The organism is Streptomyces marianii (assembly GCF_005795905.1).
Taxonomy (GTDB): domain Bacteria; phylum Actinomycetota; class Actinomycetes; order Streptomycetales; family Streptomycetaceae; genus Streptomyces; species Streptomyces marianii.
Genome location: NZ_VAWE01000001.1, coordinates 3,260,830 through 3,277,613, shown reverse-complemented (window position 1 = coordinate 3,277,613; position 16,784 = coordinate 3,260,830). Strand labels below are relative to the sequence as shown.

Sequence of the window (16,784 nt, the reverse complement as noted above, 5' to 3'; positions counted from 1 at the left end):
CGTGCATACCGGACAAGGCGACTCATCGGTAACAAGGGACTTGCGTCACCCCGGGAGCCTCGTGCGAGCATCGTCACCGTTGCCCCGGAGGGGCATGTTCCGCGACTGGGAGGGCTCGCCCCATTTCGACTGCCACCGCTGCTGAGACCCCTGCCGCCGGGCGCCTTGCGCGCCGCGCGGCCGGGCGTCATGCGGTGCGCGCCGCAAAGGCGTTGCTCTTTCTGGGCGGGCTCGTGGTGCTGGGGTTCGTCCTCGGTGGCCAGGCTCACTCGGCGGAGCGGCCCGGGGTGCCCGCAGGGGTGCCGTCGGCAGGCTCCGGCGGTCCGGTGCGCCAACTGAACGACGCCGCCCGGTCGGTTGCCGGGGAAGCGGTGGACGGGACGCTGCGTCCGGTCACCGAGCGCACCGCGCGCGATGTGGTGCGGCCGGTCGCCGAGCCCGTGGTGGAGCAGGTCGTCCGCCCCGTCGCGGAGACCGTCGACGATGCGGTCACCGAGGCGGCGGAGCCCGTCGGCGACGTGGTCGGCGAGGTCGTGGAAGGCGCGGCCGCACGGCCGTTGTCCGCCCCGGCGCCCGGATTGCCCGGCGAGGGCTCCCGGCCCCTCCCCGGACTCGACCTGACCGGAGGCGGTGCGCAGTACGGCCCGCAGACCGGATTCCCGGCCGGTCCCCGGCCCGGCGCCGCCCTGGTGGAAACGCCCGGAAGCGAGCGGTCCGCCGCCACCGCGCGCTGCTCGGGTCCCGAGGGCCTCCAGCAGTTCGGTCCCCTCCACGACGCCCGTGCACTCACCGGCGCCACCCGCGACGACCGCTCGCCGATCCTGGCCGGCGGCCCCGGCGATGGCCCGTTCCCGCGGTACCCGGGCCGTTCCCCGGCCGCACCGCACGGCGCCGCCGTGCTGCAGACCGCCGGCGACAGCCACCCGCCCCGCCCCGGTGACCAGCCCGCAGCCTGGTTCCAGGACGCACCGGCGTCCGCGCTCCTGCCCGGTTCCGGGCAGTCCGAGGCCGCTTCCGGTGTGCCCGACCGCCGGCACGGGATTCCCGAGTTCCCCGGATAGGGCAGGCCGTTCCCCCTGCCCTTGACCTGCCGCGCGGGGGCGGAGCAGGTCTGCCCTATCCCTCGGAACTCGAAGGACTCTCCCGATCATGAACAAGAACATCCGCCGCTCCATAGCCGTCGCCGCCGGCGCCGCGGGCATGTGGGCCGTCGGCACCGCCACCGCGTCCGCCGACGAACTCCCCTCGCTCTCCCTCTCCACCGCCGACAAGGCCGCAGACTCCGTCGAGGACACGGCCGCCGAGGTCACCGAGGCACCAGCCGCAGCCGCAGGCAAGGGCAAGGCCGCGGCGGCCACCGCCACCGCCACCGCCGCCACCACCACCGCCACCGCCGGACAGGCGGAGGGCGCCGTGCGGGAGGGCGCCCAGGCCTCGGTCCGCACCACCGCGGACCAGGCCCGTCAGTACGCCGAGAGCGAGGTGGCCGAAGCCGGCGACGAGATCGACTACCTCTTCGGCCCGCTGTCCTCCTTCGCGCCGGAACTGGTGGACCGGGCCCCGGCCACCGTCCAGGGCCACGCCCGAGGCGCGGTCGCCCACGCCACCCCCGTCGCCGAGGAGGCGGCGCAGGACGTCCTGCCCCCCATCGCCGGCCGCGCGGCCGACGGTGTGCTCCCGGTGGCCGGCCAGGCGGTCGGAGACGCCGGCGGTCTGGCCGCCGGCGTCGTCGCCGATGTCGAGCCCTTCGCCGGCGGCGTGCTCTCCGGGGTCCAGCCCTTCGCGGGCAACGTCGCCGGCGAGGTCCAGCCCTTCGCCGGGGGCGTCGTCGGATCCGTTCAGCCGCTCGTCGAGACCGTCGTGGACCACGTCCAGCCGGTCACCCACGGGGTCGGCGGCAGCGCCGGCGACCTCGCCCACGGTGTCGTGGGCGACGTGACGCCGTTCGCCGGCGGCGTGGCGTCCGGGGTGCGGCCGTTCACGCAGGACGTGTACGGCACGGTCGCCGCTTCCCCGGCCGTCGGCAACGCCGCCGCCGGTGTGCAGGGCGCGGCGGACACGATCACCCCGGGCTACGCCGACTCCCTCGGCCGCTACGCGACGCAGGGCTTCTGAACGGCGAAACGCACACCGGTGACCGGCGGGTCACGTGCTTCGGCGGGCGGTCTCCATTGGGGTGGGGGCCGCCCGTCCCCGTGTCCGGGTGCGGACGCGGGGACGGGCGGCGGGGCGTGCGGGACGGGCCCGGCCTGCCGCGCCCGTGGGCGTCCTCGAGCACCGTGCCCGTGCGCTCCGCGGGGGTCGTGAGCGCTCGGTGCCGGACCGTGCCCGGCCCGTGGCCGTCCCGTGACCGGGGGTTCCGCGGTGCGCGCGATCTGTGACCGGTATCACCGCTCGGTTGTGATCTGCGATTTAGGGACCCACGGCCCACGGGGATAACCTGCGAGGCGGACATGCCGCGTGCCCGGACACCGTGTACGCCTCCCTAGTGACTGCGCAGTCACGTTGCCCTTCGCGGCACGCCCACGCAGACAACGAACCGCGGATCACTACTGCGACGATTAGAAGCAAAGGGACGGACGCGCGTGGACCTGTTCGAGTACCAGGCGAGGGACCTCTTCGCCAAGCACGGTGTACCGGTGCTGGCCGGTGAAGTCATCGACACGCCTGAGGCGGCGCGCGAGGCGACCGAGCGACTGGGCGGCCGTTCGGTCGTCAAGGCGCAGGTGAAGGTCGGCGGTCGAGGCAAGGCCGGCGGCGTCAAGCTGGCCGCCACGCCGGACGAGGCCGTCGCCCGTGCGACGGACATCCTCGGCATGGACATCAAGGGCCACACGGTCCACAAGGTGATGATCGCCGAGACGGCTCCCGAGATCGCCGAGGAGTACTACGTCTCCTACCTCCTCGACCGCACCAACCGCACCTTCCTCGCCATGGCCTCGGTCGCGGGCGGCATGGACATCGAGGAGGTCGCCGCGACGACCCCCGAGAAGCTCGCCAAGGTCCCGGTCGACGCCAACGAGGGCGTCACCGCCGAGAAGGCCCGCGAGATCGTCGAGGCCGCGAAGTTCCCGGCCGAGGTCGCCGAGCAGATCGCCGAGATCCTGGTGACCCTGTGGAAGACCTTCGTCGCCGAGGACGCGCTCCTCGTCGAGGTCAACCCGCTCGCCAAGGTCGCCGACGGCCGGGTCCTGGCCCTGGACGGCAAGGTGTCGCTGGACGCCAACGCCGAGTTCCGCCAGCCCTCGCACGCCGAGCTCGAGGACAAGGCATCGGCCAACCCGCTCGAGGCCGCTGCCAAGGCCAAGGGCCTCAACTACGTCAAGCTCGACGGCGAGGTCGGCATCATCGGCAACGGCGCGGGTCTGGTCATGTCGACCCTGGACGTCGTCGCGTACGCCGGTGAGAAGCACAACGGCGTCAAGCCCGCCAACTTCCTCGACATCGGCGGCGGTGCCTCCGCCGAGGTCATGGCGAACGGCCTGGAGATCATCCTCGGCGACCCGGACGTCAAGTCCGTCTTCGTCAACGTCTTCGGCGGCATCACCGCGTGCGACGCGGTCGCCAACGGCATCGTGCAGGCCCTGGAGCTCCTCGAGGCCAAGGGCGAGGCCGTGACGAAGCCGCTGGTCGTGCGCCTCGACGGCAACAACGCGGAGCTGGGTCGCCAGATCCTCGCGGACCGCAACCACCCGCTCGTCGAGCGCGTGGACACCATGGACGGCGCGGCCGACAAGGCCGCCGAGCTGGCTGCGAAGTAAGGGACGAGGGACACCACACCATGGCTATCTTCCTCACCAAGGAATCCAAGGTCATCGTCCAGGGCATGACCGGCTCCGAGGGCCAGAAGCACACCAGGCGCATGCTGGCCTCCGGCACGAACGTCGTCGGTGGCGTGAACCCGCGCAAGGCGGGCACGACCGTCGACTTCGACGGCTCCGAGATCCCGGTCTTCGGATCGGTCGAGGAGGCCGTCGAGAAGACCGGCGCCGACGTCACCGTCATCTTCGTGCCGGAGAAGTTCACCAAGGACGCGGTCATCGAGGCGATCGACGCCGAGATCGGTCTCGCCGTCGTGATCACCGAGGGCGTCGCGGTCCACGACACCGCGCAGTTCTGGGCGTACGCCGGTGCCAAGGGCAACAAGACCCGGATCATCGGCCCGAACTGCCCCGGTCTGATCACTCCCGGCCAGTCGAACGCCGGCATCATCCCGGCCGACATCACCAAGCCCGGCCGCATCGGTCTCGTGTCCAAGTCCGGCACGCTGACCTACCAGATGATGTACGAGCTGCGCGACATCGGTTTCAGCTCCTGCGTCGGCATCGGCGGCGACCCGGTCATCGGCACCACCCACATCGACGCCCTGGCCGCCTTCGAGGCGGACCCGGACACCGACCTGATCGTGATGATCGGCGAGATCGGCGGGGACGCCGAGGAGCGTGCGGCCGACTTCATCAAGGCCAACGTCACCAAGCCGGTGGTCGGTTACGTCGCCGGCTTCACCGCGCCCGAGGGCAAGACCATGGGCCACGCCGGCGCGATCGTCTCCGGCTCCTCCGGCACCGCACAGGCCAAGAAGGAGGCCCTGGAGGCCGCCGGCGTGAAGGTCGGCAAGACGCCGACCGAGACCGCCGAGCTGGCGCGGGAGATCCTGCTCGGCTGATCCCCTGTCGCGGCCACGACGGCCGCCGCTGCGGATGAGCATGCGATCGGGCCCGCACCCCGGACTTCCGGGGTGCGGGCCCGGTCGGCGTTCCGGGGCACGTGCGGCGGGGATCAGCGGGCCAGGGGGACGAGGCGCGCCGGCCCGGCGCCGGGGTGGGAGTGGAGCTGGACGCGGAGGCGGTAGTCCTCCTTCGACCACGGCTCCGGACCGCTCCGCGGAGGCACCCCGCCGACCCGCTCGCCGGGCGCCTGCGGCGGCTCGTAGTGGTCCTCGGTGACGGCCGTGGTCACGGCGGCGGCACCGAGGATCAGGACGGTCAGTCCGATCGCGGCGCGCGTCCAGAGTTCGGCACGGCGCTCGCTGCCGCCGCGCACGTCGCGGGCCGAGGCGATCCGGGGCGTGGAGAGGTTCGCCACGAGATCGCCCAGCTCGTGCTGGAGCGCCTCGGGTTCGGCCAGCTCGGGGATCTGCTCGGCGACCGCCGCGCGGGCGTGCAGCAGCCGGTTCGCGGCGGCGGGCGTGCTCGCCTCGGTCTCGGCGGCCGTCTCGGGGAGGTCGAGGCCCAGACCGTCGTACAGGAGCAGCGCGCGGCGGTACGACGGCGGCAGCCCGAGCACCGCCTCGCGGAGCGTGCGCCCGCCGGGGTATGCGACCGAGGCGGGGCGGGCCGACGAGACCGGGTCGTGGCGGCGGTGGGCGCGGCGTAGGCGGTGCCAGGGCGACATGGCGTACTCGTACGCCGCCGCCCGCACCCAGCCCGCGGGGTCCCGGTCCACGGCGACCTCGGGCCAGCGCTGCCACGCCAGGTGGAAGGCACGTTCGACGGCTTCCCGCGAGAGCGACTGCCGACCGGTGAGCAGCAGCGTCTGGCGGACGAGACCGGGGGCGGCGCGGGCGTACAGCTCGTCGAACGCCTGCTCAGCGGTGAGCGGCGCGGCCCCGTCCCGGGCGGGCGGCCGCTCGCAGGGTTCTGCGGGATGGCCGCCGGCCGCGGCCTCCGTCGCGCCCGCCGGTCCGGCGGCGGTCGCGTGCCGGGCCGCCGCCGGGGCTTCGGTGCGCTCGACCGGGGCCCGGGGCGGGGTCGTCGCGGGATAGGGGCGCGGGGGTTCGAGGGGAGGGGGTGTGTCCCCGGGCCGGACGGCGGGCGCCTTCCGGGGCCCGGTGGCGGGGACCCCGGCCAGGTGCTCGGCGGCGGGATCGCCGGAGGTGCGGGTGGCGGGGCTTGCGGCGGTGGCGTCCCCGGAGGTGGTGCCGCGGGCGTCCGGCCCGGCAGGGGCGTTCCCGGACGGTTCCGTCCGTCCGGTGGGCGGGCCTTCACCGGGCCGGTGATTCGGTGCGGACGAAGGGCTTCCGGACCGCTGCCCGTCCCTCCGGTCCGCCTCGTCTCTCCGGTTCGCCTCGTCTCTCCGATCCGCCCCGTCGGCCGGCCGGGCCCCTCCCTCGTCCCCGGGCGCGGACCCGAGTGCCGAGAGCTCGGCCTCGTAGGCGGCGAGCAGTCTGGCGTACGCCTCGCGCTTGCGGCCGCGAGGGTCGCTGCGGCCCGTCTCCCAGGACCTGATCGTCGCTCCGGTGACGCCCAGGGCCTCCGCGAGCTGCTCCTCGGACAGTGCCTTGCCCTCGCGCAGCCTGCGGCGTTCCTTGGGCGGGGGCAACGGAGGTGCGGCCGCTTCGGTGCTGTCCGAGGTGCTCTTCGTCATGAGGACCTCTCCGGGAGGGCGTACTGGGCCGAAAAGTACATAAGCGTATTTTTAGCGACACAACGAGCAATCTCCTGTTACGCGAATAAAGCGCGTGTCGTTGGCAGCATGGCCGCGTGACCCAGACGACCGATCGCGGCCCCACGCGCGTGGCCGTGCAGGGCGGCCGGTCCGCGCACGCGATGCCCCTGATGCGCGGGGCGATCGCAGCGGGACTCGGGCTCGGCGCACTCGCCGCGCTGGTGACGGTGATGTGGATCAGCTCCCCGTACCCGGACAGCGGACCAGGCGGAGCGCTCCACGCCGCCGCCGGCATGTGGCTCCTCGCCCACGGGACCGAGCTGATGAGATCCGAGACGCTCTCCGAGGTGCCGGCCCCGGTGGGCCTCGTCCCGCTGCTGCTCACGGCACTGCCGGTGTTCCTGGTGTACCGGGCCGCCCGCGATGCCGTCGAGGCGGCGGAGCGCGGGCGGCAGCCGTCCGCGGCCACGGCGGTCCTCGGCGTGAGCAGCGGATATCTGGTGGTGGCGGTCGGCGCGGTGCTCTACTCCCGGGGTGGTGAACTCGCCGCGGAACCGCTCAGCGCGCTGCTGCACGTACCCGCGCTGGTCGTGCTCACGGCTGCGGCCGGCGTGTGGACGGCGTACGGGTGTCCGCCCGGGCCGCTGCCCCGCTGGGTCCCGGAAACCGCGCGGATCGCGCTGGCCCGCTCGTGGGTGATCGTGGCGTTCCGGGCCGCGGGCCGCACGGTCGTGGTGCTGGTCGGCGGCGGAGCGCTGGTCGTCGGCGCCTCGCTGGTGGTGCACGCGGGTGCGGCACAGGAGGCGTTCGTGCGGCTCGCCCACGACTGGCAGGGCAGATTCGCGCTGCTGCTGCTCGTGCTGGCGCTGATGCCGAACGCCGCGGTCTGGGCGGCTGCCTACGGACTGGGCCCGGGTTTCGTGCTCGGTACCGGCGCGGCGGCGACGCCGCTGGGGCTCGCGGGTACGCCCGCGCTGCCGCCCTTTCCGCTGCTCGCCGCGGTACCGCTCGACAGGGCGGGCATGCCGCTGGGCCTGGCCGCGACGGTGGTGCCGGTCGCGGCGGGGCTGACGGTGGCCTGGTGCACGGTGCCGACGGCCGAGTCCCCGGAGGCGGAGGCCCGGGGCGCGGGCGCGCCCGTCACCGGCGGCAGCAGCCCAGACGCCGGCACCGGCGCAGCCGCCGGGCGGGCGCCGGTGAGCCGCGGCGAGACCGCGCTCACCGCGGTGCTGGCGGCGGCCGTGTGCGGGGCTCTCATGGCCGGCCTGTCGGCGGCTGCCGGCGGGGCGCTCGGCAGGGGTGCCCTGGCCTCCTTCGGCCCCGTCTGGTGGCTCGCGGGCCCGGCCGCGTTCCTCTGGACGGCCGCCGTGGGTGTGCCCGTCGCCCTGGCCCTCCGCGCCTGGCGCTTCCGCGACGCCGACCGCCGGCTGAGGGTCCCTCGCTGGGAGGCCATCAAACAGGCGTCGGGCGGTCTGATGGCGGCGTTCCCGTTCCCGTCCCCCGGCGCGCCGGGGTCCTCGGCCGGGCCGGCCTCGCCGACGTCCGCGGCGCCACGGATGTCCGACGAGCCGTCCGCGCCCGAAGCTGCCGGGGCGGGCGGCGCCCTGCCCGGAGCCGATGCCTCGACCGGGGGGACGGGCCCGTCCGGCGCGGCGGGCGGCGCGGCGGACGAGGCCGGACCACCGACGAAGGTGCCTCCGGGTGCCCGGACGGGCCCGCTTGCCTGGCCCGCGATGTCCGTCGGAGGCCCCGGGATCAACGGCGGCGTCTGGGACGAACTGCCGCCCGTGCTCGCGATGCCAGGCCCCGCACCCGCCGCCCGCGCGCCGGGGCCGTCGTCTCCCGGTTCCTCGCCGGCCGCATCCACCGGCGCATCCTCGCCGGTCGCACGCGGTTCCACACCGGGGCCGCCGGCTCCTGACCCCGGGCCGGTGCCGGGCGCGCCCGCCCTGAGCCCCGGTGCGGGCGGGTCCGTCGGAGCCGTACCCGCCCCCGACGGCGGGCCCGGAGCCGGAGGTCCGCCCGCACCCGGTCCCGAGGGTCCCGTCGGCGGTAGCGGACTCGGCAGCTGGCCGGGTCTTTCCGGTGGTGGTGGGAGGCGGGGGGGCGATGGTTCGGTGCCGTCGGATCCGTCTGCCGAGCCGGGGTTGCCGGAGGGTGCCGCCGCCACGTGACGGGTCCCCGGCGGTCGGCTGGGTCTTTCCGGTGGTGGTGGGAGGCGGGGGGGCGATGGTTCGGTGCCGTCGGATCCGTCTGCCGAGCCGGGGTTGCCGGAGGGTGCCGCCGCCACGTGACGGGTTCCCGGCGGCTGGCTGGGTCTTTCCGGTGGTGGTGGGAGGCGGGGGGCGATGGTTCGGTGCCGTCGGATCCGTCTGCCGAGCCGGGGTTGCCGGAGGGTGCCGCCGCCCCGCGGCTGCCAGTACGGAGTGAAGGCCGCCCCGCACGTCCCGTACAGAGCGAAGGCCGCCCGCACGTCCCGTACAGAGCGAAGGCCGCCCGCACGCCCCGTGCGGGGCGGCCGTGTGACGCCGTCCGGCGACCCGTGGCCGTTGCCGGGGCGGCGACGAACGACCTGGCCGGCGGGTACGCACTCGTCCGGGAGGGCCGCCGCTCGCGCCCCTCGCGCCCTGCCTCCGAGGCGGCTACTCCCTGACGCCGATGACGCCGCGCAGCGGTTCCGGAAGGCGCTCGTTGCAGGAGATCTGGCCGGCCTTCGTCAGAGAGTCCGCAACGCATGTGTAGAAGTCGCGGTACACCAGCTGCATCGTGAACGTCATCGCCACGATCGTGAGTGCGATCCCGGCCATCACCAACCCGCTCACCGCGGCCGTGACCTGCGGCCGGCCCGCGGGCTGCCCGGGGGCCCGGGGGGACGGGGCCGTCGCGGCCGACGCGTCGCCCGGCGCCGTGCGCCGGGACTTGGAGCGCAGCGAGCTGCCGCCCCAGTAGATCGCCAGGGCCCCGAGAAGGAGGGCGATCTCGGGGAAGTCGAACAGGGCGAAGAAGAACGCCCACATACCGCCGAGCAGCGCGTACCGGGCGCGGCGCTGGACCGGGTCCGTCGGGTCCCAGCGCAGGCCGGTGCCCTGGCCGGGGCCGCCTTCCGGGCCGCCCCCTCCGCCCTGGCCGCCCTGACCGCCCCCTCCGCCCTGGTCGTCGCCTCCGCCCTGGTTGCCCGGCCGGCCGCCGAAGCCGCCCTGGGAGCGGCCCGGCTGGCGGCTGCTCCACTGGCTGCCCCAGGGCGTACGCCCGTCCTCCCGTTCGCCCTCGTCATCGGGGCCGTGCCCGTCCCCGCCCGAGGAGTCGTCCCCCGCCCCGTGCCGCGGCTGCCACGGCCGGTCCGGCGAGCCCTCCGGCGGAGGTGCGAACGGATTGCTCTCGTCCTTGGGCGACTCCGTGGGCTCCGTGGACTGGCGATCCCGCAGCAGCAGGGAGCCCCGCTCGGCGGCGAGCGGGAGGCGGAGTGCCGTGCGGCGGCGTCGGTCCGGCATGGTGGTGAACGTCTTCCCCTCTTGTACCTGGGTAGGCGGGCACTCCGTCTGGGACGGGCCCTGCCCCCAGACGCTACCTCCCGGCCCAGCCCCCGTCCCGCGGGGGCCGCTCGGTGTGCCGGTATCGTTGCTGACGGTCGACGGCTTCGTAGAGTTCCCCTATCGCCGGACTCGTTTCATTCGTACGACCATACAAATACGAACCGCAACGCGAAAAGAGTCCCTTGTGGCTGCCGCCCGCCTCGTCGTCCTGGTCTCCGGATCCGGCACCAACTTCCAGGCGCTGCTCGACGCCATCGGCGACGATCCCGAGGGCTTCGGTGCCCGGATCGTCGCCGTGGGTGCGGACCGGGACGGCATCGCCGGCCTCGAGCGGGCCCGCGCGGCCGGGATTCCCACCTTCGTGTGCAAGGTCAAGGACCATGCGACCCGTGAGGAGTGGGACCGCGCGCTGACCGGGGCCACGGCCGCGTACGAGCCCGATCTCGTCGTCTCGGCCGGCTTTATGAAGATCGTCGGCAAGGACTTCCTCGCCCGGTTCGGCGGCCGGTTCGTGAACACGCACCCCGCTCTGCTGCCCAGCTTTCCCGGTGCCCACGGTGTGCGCGACGCGCTCGCCTACGGGGTGAAGGTCACCGGGTGCACCGTCCACTTCGTCGACGACGGCGTCGACACGGGGCCGATCATCGCCCAGGGCGTGGTCGAGGTCCGCAACGAGGACGACGAAGCCGCTCTGCACGAGCGCATCAAGGAAGTCGAGCGCCAGCTGCTCGCCGAGGTCGTGGGGCGTCTGGCCCGTAACGGCTACCGCATTGAGGGACGAAAGGTTCATGTCGGTGAATAAGCCCATCCGTCGCGCGTTGATCAGTGTCTACGACAAGACGGGGCTGGAGGAGCTCGCCCGGGGGCTCCACGAGGCCGGCGTCGAGCTCGTCTCCACCGGTTCCACCGCGGGGAGGATCGCCGCGGCCGGGGTCCCGGTGACCAAGGTCGAGGAACTGACCGGCTTCCCCGAGTGTCTGGACGGCCGCGTCAAGACGCTGCACCCTCGCGTGCACGCCGGAATCCTCGCCGACCTCCGTCTCGACGCACACCGCGAGCAGCTCGCGGAGCTCGGCGTGGAGCCGTTCGACCTGGTGGTCGTCAACCTGTACCCGTTCCGGGAGACCGTCGCCTCGGGAGCGAGCCCCGACGAGTGCGTCGAACAGATCGACATCGGCGGCCCGTCGATGGTCCGCGCCGCAGCCAAGAACCACCCCTCGGTCGCCATCGTCACCAGCCCGGCGCGCTACGCCGACGTGCTCACCGCGGCCGCCTCCGGCGGCTTCGACCTCGCCGCGCGCAAGCGCCTGGCCGCCGAGGCGTTCCAGCACACGGCCGCCTACGACGTGGCCGTCGCGTCCTGGTTCGCCTCGTCGTACGCCCCGGCCGACGCCGCGTCCGACGGCAGTTCCGCCACGGGCGTTCTCCCCGACTTCCTCGGCGCCGCGTACCGGCGCTCCAACGTCCTGCGCTACGGCGAGAACCCGCACCAGAACGCCGCGCTGTACGTCACCGAGGAGGGCGGCGGGCTCGCCCAGGCCGAACAACTGCACGGCAAGGAGATGTCGTTCAACAACTACACGGACACGGAGGCCGCCCGCCGTGCCGCGTACGACCACGCCGAGCCGTGCGTGGCCATCATCAAGCACGCCAACCCGTGCGGCATCGCGATCGGCGCGGACGTCGCCGAGGCGCACCGCAAGGCTCACGCCTGTGACCCGCTGTCCGCGTTCGGCGGGGTGATCGCGGTCAACCGCCCGGTGCCGGTGGCGATGGCCGAGCAGGTCGCCGACATCTTCACCGAGGTCATCGTGGCCCCGGACTACGAGGACGGCGCCCTCGAGGTGCTGGCCCGCAAGAAGAACATCCGCGTGCTGCGCTGCCCCGACGCCCCGTCAGCGCCGCTGGAGGTCAAGCCGATCGACGGGGGCGCGCTGCTCCAGGTCGCCGACCGGCTCCAGGCCGACGGCGACGACCCGGCCGGCTGGACCCTGGCCACGGGCGAGGCGCTGTCCGCGGACGAGCTCGCCGAACTCGCCTTCGCCTGGCGGGCCTGCCGCGCGGTGAAGTCCAACGCGATCCTCCTCGCCAAGGACGGCGCGAGCGTGGGTGTCGGCATGGGCCAGGTCAACCGGGTCGACTCCGCGAAGCTCGCCGTCGAGCGTGCGGGCGCGGAGCGGGCGGCCGGGTCCTACGCCGCCTCCGACGCGTTCTTCCCGTTCCCCGACGGACTGGAGATCCTGACCGGCGCCGGTGTCAAGGCCGTCGTCCAGCCGGGCGGTTCGGTCCGTGACGAGCAGGTCGTCGAGGCGGCGCGCAAGGCCGGCGTGACGATGTACTTCACGGGCACGCGTCACTTCTTCCACTGAGGGGTCCCGGCGACCCACCGTCTCGCCTGCCGCAGACATGACAGGCCGAAGGCCGTAACGCCCGCTCAGCGGCGGGGGTTACGGCCTTCGTGGGTGCAGACCGGGCGCCCGGGACGGACCGGTTCGGTCCTCCGGACCGGAGGGGCATCAGTAGCGCGGGCGGTTGAACCACGCGGAGGCGCTGCCGTTGACCATCGCGGCGAGGATGATGCCGCCGATCGCCAGACCGATGACGCCGCCGACCGCGGAGCTCGTCTCGCCGCCCGCGAAGTTGGTGAGGCTGCCCAGGATGAAGAGCGCGGCGTAGACGATGGTCGTCACCCGCACACCGTTGCCGCCCTTGGCGAACTTGACACCCAGGACGATCGCCCAGGCCGCGAAGGCCAGGAGGATCAGGACGACGATGAACCCGAGACCGGCGAGCGGGCCGGTCTGATCGCCCGCTCCCACGGAGTCGGCCACGTCCTGGGCCGCGGCGATCGCGACGGCGGCGATGATGCCGACGATGATCTGCAGACCGGCGACGATGAAGAGCAGGACGCGGGCGGTCTGCATCAGGCCGGGCATGGACATGGGGGCGCCGGGATAACCGCCACCGTAGGGCTGGACGGGCGGGGCCTGGGGGTAGCCGTAACCGGGCTGGGGCTGCTGCTGGCCCTGCGGGTAGCCGTAGCCCGGCTGGCCCTGCTGCTGCTGGCCGTACGGGTTGTTCGGGTCGCCGAAGCTCATGGCGGGTTTCCTCCGTCGGGGTTCTGCGGGGACGACGCGGTCCTGACGGAGGAACGTCATATGTGACTAAGCGGCTGCCCCCCGACACTGCCCGCGATACTGCGCGGCTCATCGTCGTATTACCGTCGACTTTTTGTCCAGTCGATATGCCGATGTGTTGTGCAAGTGCAACCTCGTGTGCCGCTCGGCGAACCGTGCGGCGGCATGCCGGGAGGATTCCGGGGATGGCCGGTGCGAACTCCTCGGTGCGAACTCCTCCGCAGCGGGGGCGGCGGCGCGGGGGACGGCGGAGCACGGCGGCCCGAGCCGAACCTGATTGGAACCGGGGCGGGGTCATCCGCGAGGATGGGGGTATGACCGCCCAGATTCTCGATGGCAAGGCCACCGCGGCCGAGATCAAGTCCGAACTGGCCGCCCGCGTGGCGGCGCTCAAGGCCAAGGGGTCCACGCCCGGCCTCGGGACCGTCCTGGTCGGGGACGACGTCGGCAGCCGGAAGTACGTGGCCGGCAAGCACCGTGACTGTGCGGAGGTGGGCATCGCCTCCATCCAGCGCGAACTGCCGGAGACCGCCACGCAGGAGGAGATCGAGGCGGTCGTCCGCGAGCTGAACGAGAACCCGGAGTGCACCGGTTACATCGTGCAGCTGCCCCTCCCGAAGGGCATCGACGAGAACCGGGTGCTGGAGCTGATCGACCCGTCGAAGGACGCGGACGGCCTGCACCCGATGAACCTGGGCCGTCTGGTGCTGAACGAGCCCGCCCCGCTGCCGTGCACGCCGAACGGCGTGATCCGGCTGCTGCGCCGGTACGGGGTGGAGCTGAAGGGCGCGCACGTCGTCGTCGTGGGCCGCGGCACCACCATCGGGCGTTCCCTGCCGCTGATGCTGACCCGCCGCTCCGAGAACTCCACGGTCACCCAGTGCCACACCGGTACGCGGGACCTCTCCTCGCATCTGCGGCAGGCCGACATCATCGTGGCCGCTGCGGGCTCGGCCCACCTGGTTCGTCCCGAGGACGTCAAGCCGGGCGCCGCCGTGCTGGACGTCGGCGTCAGCCGCGACGGCAACGGGAAGATCGTCGGAGACGTCCACCCGGACGTGGCGCAGGTCGCCGGCTGGCTCTCGCCGAACCCGGGCGGTGTCGGCCCGATGACCCGCGCCATGCTCCTCGTCAACGTCGTCGAGGCGGCCGAGCTCGCAGCCGCGATCTGAGATCCATGGACACCCCGGACAACCAGACGGACTCCGCGGCCGGCCGCCGGCCGGCCCGCGCGAACGGCTCGTCCCGCGGCCCGCAGGACGAGCCGGCGGGTGCCCCGGGCACGCCCGGTACGGCCCCGCCGGCGAACGGCGCCGAGCGTACGGACCGGTCGGCACCCGGCTCGAACGGCACCCGGCCCGAAGCGGAGGGCGAGCCCGCACCGCTGAACGGCGAGGGCGCCGTCCGGCGCGACCGCGGTGCACCGGACCGCTCCGCCCCTGCCGCGGACCGGGTCGCGCCGAACGGTTCTGCGAACGGCTCGACCGACGTCGCCGACCGAGCGGACCGGACGGCGACCGGAGGCGAGGCCGCTGCCACCGGGGAAGGGCCGTCGAACGACACCCGTCAGGAGCCGGCGGAGGACCCGGCCGGCGCGGGCGGGCGGGCCACGAGCAGGTCGCGTCGCCCGCCCGCCGTCACCCGGGACACCGCGCGTCCGGAGGGCGGCGGACGCGCCGCCCCCGGTGACGCTCCGGCGCCCGCGCGCCAGTGGCCGCTGCTGACGGTCCTCGGGCTTGCGGCGCTCGGTCTGCTGATCGTCGGCACGGACCCGTTCGAGCAGGCGTTCAGGATCGGCACGATGCTCGTCGGAGTCGCGCTGCTGACCGGCACGGTACTGCGGCGGGTGCTGCCGTCCGTGGGCATGCTGGCGGTGCGCTCGCGCTTCACCGACATGGTCACGTACGGGCTCCTCGGCACCGTCATCGTGCTGCTCGCCCTGATGGTCCAGCCGCAGCCGTGGCTGGAGATCCCGTTCCTGGAGGAAGCGGTCCGCTTCACCGTGCGGTAGCGGGCTCCGTCGGCCCGGCCCCCGTGGGCGAGGGCGGCCGTCCCCTCCCCCGAGGAGGACGGGCGCCGTCGCCTGGTCCAGGGTCATGCACGCGCCAAACGGCCACAAGGGAGCGCGGGAGCCTGTGGCACGGAAGTGACCGTTCCGCCATGGTGTGATGGCCGAGCAACGGATGCGAGACTGAGGCCGGCTTTCGGAACGGCGGCGCACGCGGGGTACGGCATCGTCCCGAACGCCCCCGTGCGCCCCGGCGCCAGGAACTGTCATCCTGGCTTCGCGCATCCCTCCGGGTAGTCCACGCGACGCGGACCCGGAGGTGTGGCGGGGGGCACCACTGCGCGGGGCACATCAGGCACGTACTCGGGGGACAAGGGGGAGGCAATGCCTCGTTGGAAGGCGCTACCGGAAGAACTCGATCCGCAGGTGCGGGAGTTCGCGAGCCAACTGCGCAGGCTCGTCGACCGCAGCGGGCTGAGCATCGCAGCGGTCGCTGACCGGACCGGCTACAGCAAGACGTCATGGGAGCGCTTTCTCAACGGACGGCTGCTCGCCCCCAAGCGCGCGATCGTCGCGCTCGCGGAGGTGACCGGCACCAATCCGGTACACCTCACGACCATGTGGGAGCTGGCCGAGCGCGCCTGGAGCCGTGCCGAGATGCGCCACGACATGACGATGGAGGCCATCCGGATATCCCAGGCGCGGGCCGCGCTGGGCGAGTCCGGACCGAACGGGCCGGCGGCCCCGGACGGCCGCGCCGGCGGACTGACCACCGCAGCGCCCGACGGCGACGGCCCGCGCGACCGGCCCCACGTGCCCGCCCGGCCCGGCAGCGGGCCGGGACGGGCCGGGAAACCGTCGGGGCCCTCGTACTCCGGTGCCCCCGCCTCGCCGGGCGGTCCGGGCCGGAGGAAGGGACGGCGCGGTACGACGGTTTTCGTGGCCGGGCTCGTCGGTGCGCTGCTGGTGATCGCGGCAGCGGTGCTGCTGACCGACCTCGGCGGTGGCGGCGACGAGTCGGGCGGCGACGTGGCCAAGCCGCCCTCCGCGGCCCCGACGACGCAGGCGCCGGAGCTGCCCGCGGGCGTGAAGTGCGCAGGCGCGGACTGCACGGGCCAGGACCCCGAGAACATGGGGTGCGGCGGGCAGTTCGCCACGACCGCTTCCCGGGCGACCGTCGGCACCGCCGTCGTCGAGGTGCGCTACAGCAGGACCTGCGGTGCCGCCTGGGCGCGGATCACCCAGGCCACACCGGGCGACAAGGTGCGGATAAGCGCCGGCGGGGAAAGCGAGGACGGACTCGTCAACGCGGACAAGGACGCCTACACCCCGATGGTCGCCGTGGCCGCGGAGTCCGAGGCGAACGCGTGCGCCACGCTGACGACCGGCACGGAGGGCTGCACGGCGGAGCAGTAGCCCGCTCCAGTGAGCCGCACCACAAGGGTCCGGGGGTTCCGGGTGGCCCGGGTCGGATAGCCTGACCGCTGGATATCTCTTCACGTCGAGAGATCGATCACCGCGATCGGTGCCGTCGGTGCCGATCGGCACCGTACACGTCGATCACGTCGATCACGTCGATCACGTCGATCACGTCGATCACGTCGATCACGTCGATCACGTCGATCACGTCGATCACGCCGATCACGCCGATCACGCCGATCACGCCGATCACGCCGATCACGCCGATCGCGGCGGTGCCGATCACTACGGTGGAGGTAT

Annotated in this window: 14 protein-coding genes; 10 read left to right on the top strand and 4 right to left on the bottom strand. The window is 73.7% G+C overall.

What is annotated here, in order from left to right:
- The first annotated feature begins 194 nt into the window (after positions 1–194).
- From FEF34_RS14600 to sucD, 4 genes are all read left to right on the top strand, one after another.
- Entirely contained in the window at positions 195–1,061 is an 867-nt protein-coding gene (locus tag FEF34_RS14600; protein ID WP_138053589.1) for a hypothetical protein, read from the top strand.
- An 88-nt stretch (positions 1,062–1,149) separates the two neighbouring features.
- Positions 1,150–2,115, top strand: a complete 966-nt coding sequence (locus FEF34_RS14595) for a hypothetical protein (RefSeq protein WP_138053588.1) — start codon at positions 1,150–1,152, stop codon at positions 2,113–2,115.
- A gap of 470 nt (positions 2,116–2,585) precedes the next feature.
- Positions 2,586–3,761, top strand: a complete 1,176-nt coding sequence (sucC, locus tag FEF34_RS14590) for an ADP-forming succinate--CoA ligase subunit beta (RefSeq protein WP_138053587.1) — start codon at positions 2,586–2,588, stop codon at positions 3,759–3,761.
- Positions 3,762–3,781: 20 nt separating this feature from the next.
- A complete protein-coding gene (gene sucD, locus FEF34_RS14585; RefSeq protein WP_138053586.1) occupies positions 3,782–4,666 on the top strand; it encodes a succinate--CoA ligase subunit alpha in 885 nt (294 codons plus the stop codon).
- Positions 4,667–4,779: 113 nt separating this feature from the next.
- Here the strand turns inward: sucD and FEF34_RS14580 are convergent, their stop codons facing one another.
- Entirely contained in the window at positions 4,780–6,366 is a 1,587-nt protein-coding gene (locus tag FEF34_RS14580) for a helix-turn-helix domain-containing protein (protein WP_138053585.1), read from the bottom strand.
- 116 nt (positions 6,367–6,482) lie between these two features.
- On the opposite strand from FEF34_RS14580, the gene FEF34_RS14575 reads away from it, so the two are divergent.
- Entirely contained in the window at positions 6,483–8,561 is a 2,079-nt protein-coding gene (locus tag FEF34_RS14575) for a cell division protein PerM (protein ID WP_234042404.1), read from the top strand.
- Positions 8,562–9,029: 468 nt separating this feature from the next.
- On the opposite strand, the gene FEF34_RS14570 is transcribed toward FEF34_RS14575, so the two are convergent.
- Positions 9,030–9,878, bottom strand: a complete 849-nt coding sequence (locus tag FEF34_RS14570) for a hypothetical protein (protein WP_138053584.1) — start codon at positions 9,876–9,878, stop codon at positions 9,030–9,032.
- A gap of 226 nt (positions 9,879–10,104) precedes the next feature.
- On the opposite strand from FEF34_RS14570, the gene purN reads away from it, so the two are divergent.
- Positions 10,105–10,722: a phosphoribosylglycinamide formyltransferase gene (gene purN / locus FEF34_RS14565; RefSeq protein ID WP_138053583.1), complete on the top strand. Its 618-nt coding sequence runs from the start codon at positions 10,105–10,107 to the stop codon at positions 10,720–10,722.
- Positions 10,709–12,289: a bifunctional phosphoribosylaminoimidazolecarboxamide formyltransferase/IMP cyclohydrolase gene (purH, locus tag FEF34_RS14560; protein ID WP_138053582.1), complete on the top strand. Its 1,581-nt coding sequence runs from the start codon at positions 10,709–10,711 to the stop codon at positions 12,287–12,289. Before purN ends, purH begins: the two co-directional genes overlap by 14 nt.
- Before the next feature lie 147 nt (positions 12,290–12,436).
- On the opposite strand, the gene FEF34_RS14555 is transcribed toward purH, so the two are convergent.
- Positions 12,437–13,018 carry a hypothetical protein gene (locus tag FEF34_RS14555; protein ID WP_138053581.1) on the bottom strand — a complete coding sequence of 194 codons (582 nt, stop codon included), beginning with the start codon at positions 13,016–13,018 and terminating at the stop codon, positions 12,437–12,439.
- A 353-nt stretch (positions 13,019–13,371) separates the two neighbouring features.
- Between FEF34_RS14555 and FEF34_RS14550 the strand changes: the two genes are divergently transcribed.
- The 3 genes from FEF34_RS14550 to FEF34_RS14540 all read left to right on the top strand — a co-directional run bounded on the left by FEF34_RS14550 (position 13,372) and on the right by FEF34_RS14540 (position 16,481).
- Positions 13,372–14,229 carry a bifunctional methylenetetrahydrofolate dehydrogenase/methenyltetrahydrofolate cyclohydrolase gene (locus FEF34_RS14550; protein WP_138053580.1) on the top strand — a complete coding sequence of 286 codons (858 nt, stop codon included), beginning with the start codon at positions 13,372–13,374 and terminating at the stop codon, positions 14,227–14,229.
- A 5-nt stretch (positions 14,230–14,234) separates the two neighbouring features.
- Positions 14,235–15,068: a DUF3017 domain-containing protein gene (locus FEF34_RS14545; protein WP_138053579.1), complete on the top strand. Its 834-nt coding sequence runs from the start codon at positions 14,235–14,237 to the stop codon at positions 15,066–15,068.
- A gap of 381 nt (positions 15,069–15,449) precedes the next feature.
- Positions 15,450–16,481, top strand: coding sequence for an XRE family transcriptional regulator (locus tag FEF34_RS14540; RefSeq protein WP_138053578.1), 1,032 nt, complete (start codon positions 15,450–15,452; stop codon positions 16,479–16,481).
- A gap of 97 nt (positions 16,482–16,578) precedes the next feature.
- Here the strand turns inward: FEF34_RS14540 and FEF34_RS14535 are convergent, their stop codons facing one another.
- The gene (locus FEF34_RS14535) at positions 16,579–16,770 is read right to left on the bottom strand and encodes a hypothetical protein (RefSeq protein ID WP_171052955.1); all 192 of its coding nucleotides are present in this window, start codon (positions 16,768–16,770) and stop codon (positions 16,579–16,581) included.
- Positions 16,771–16,784: the final 14 nt, after the last annotated feature.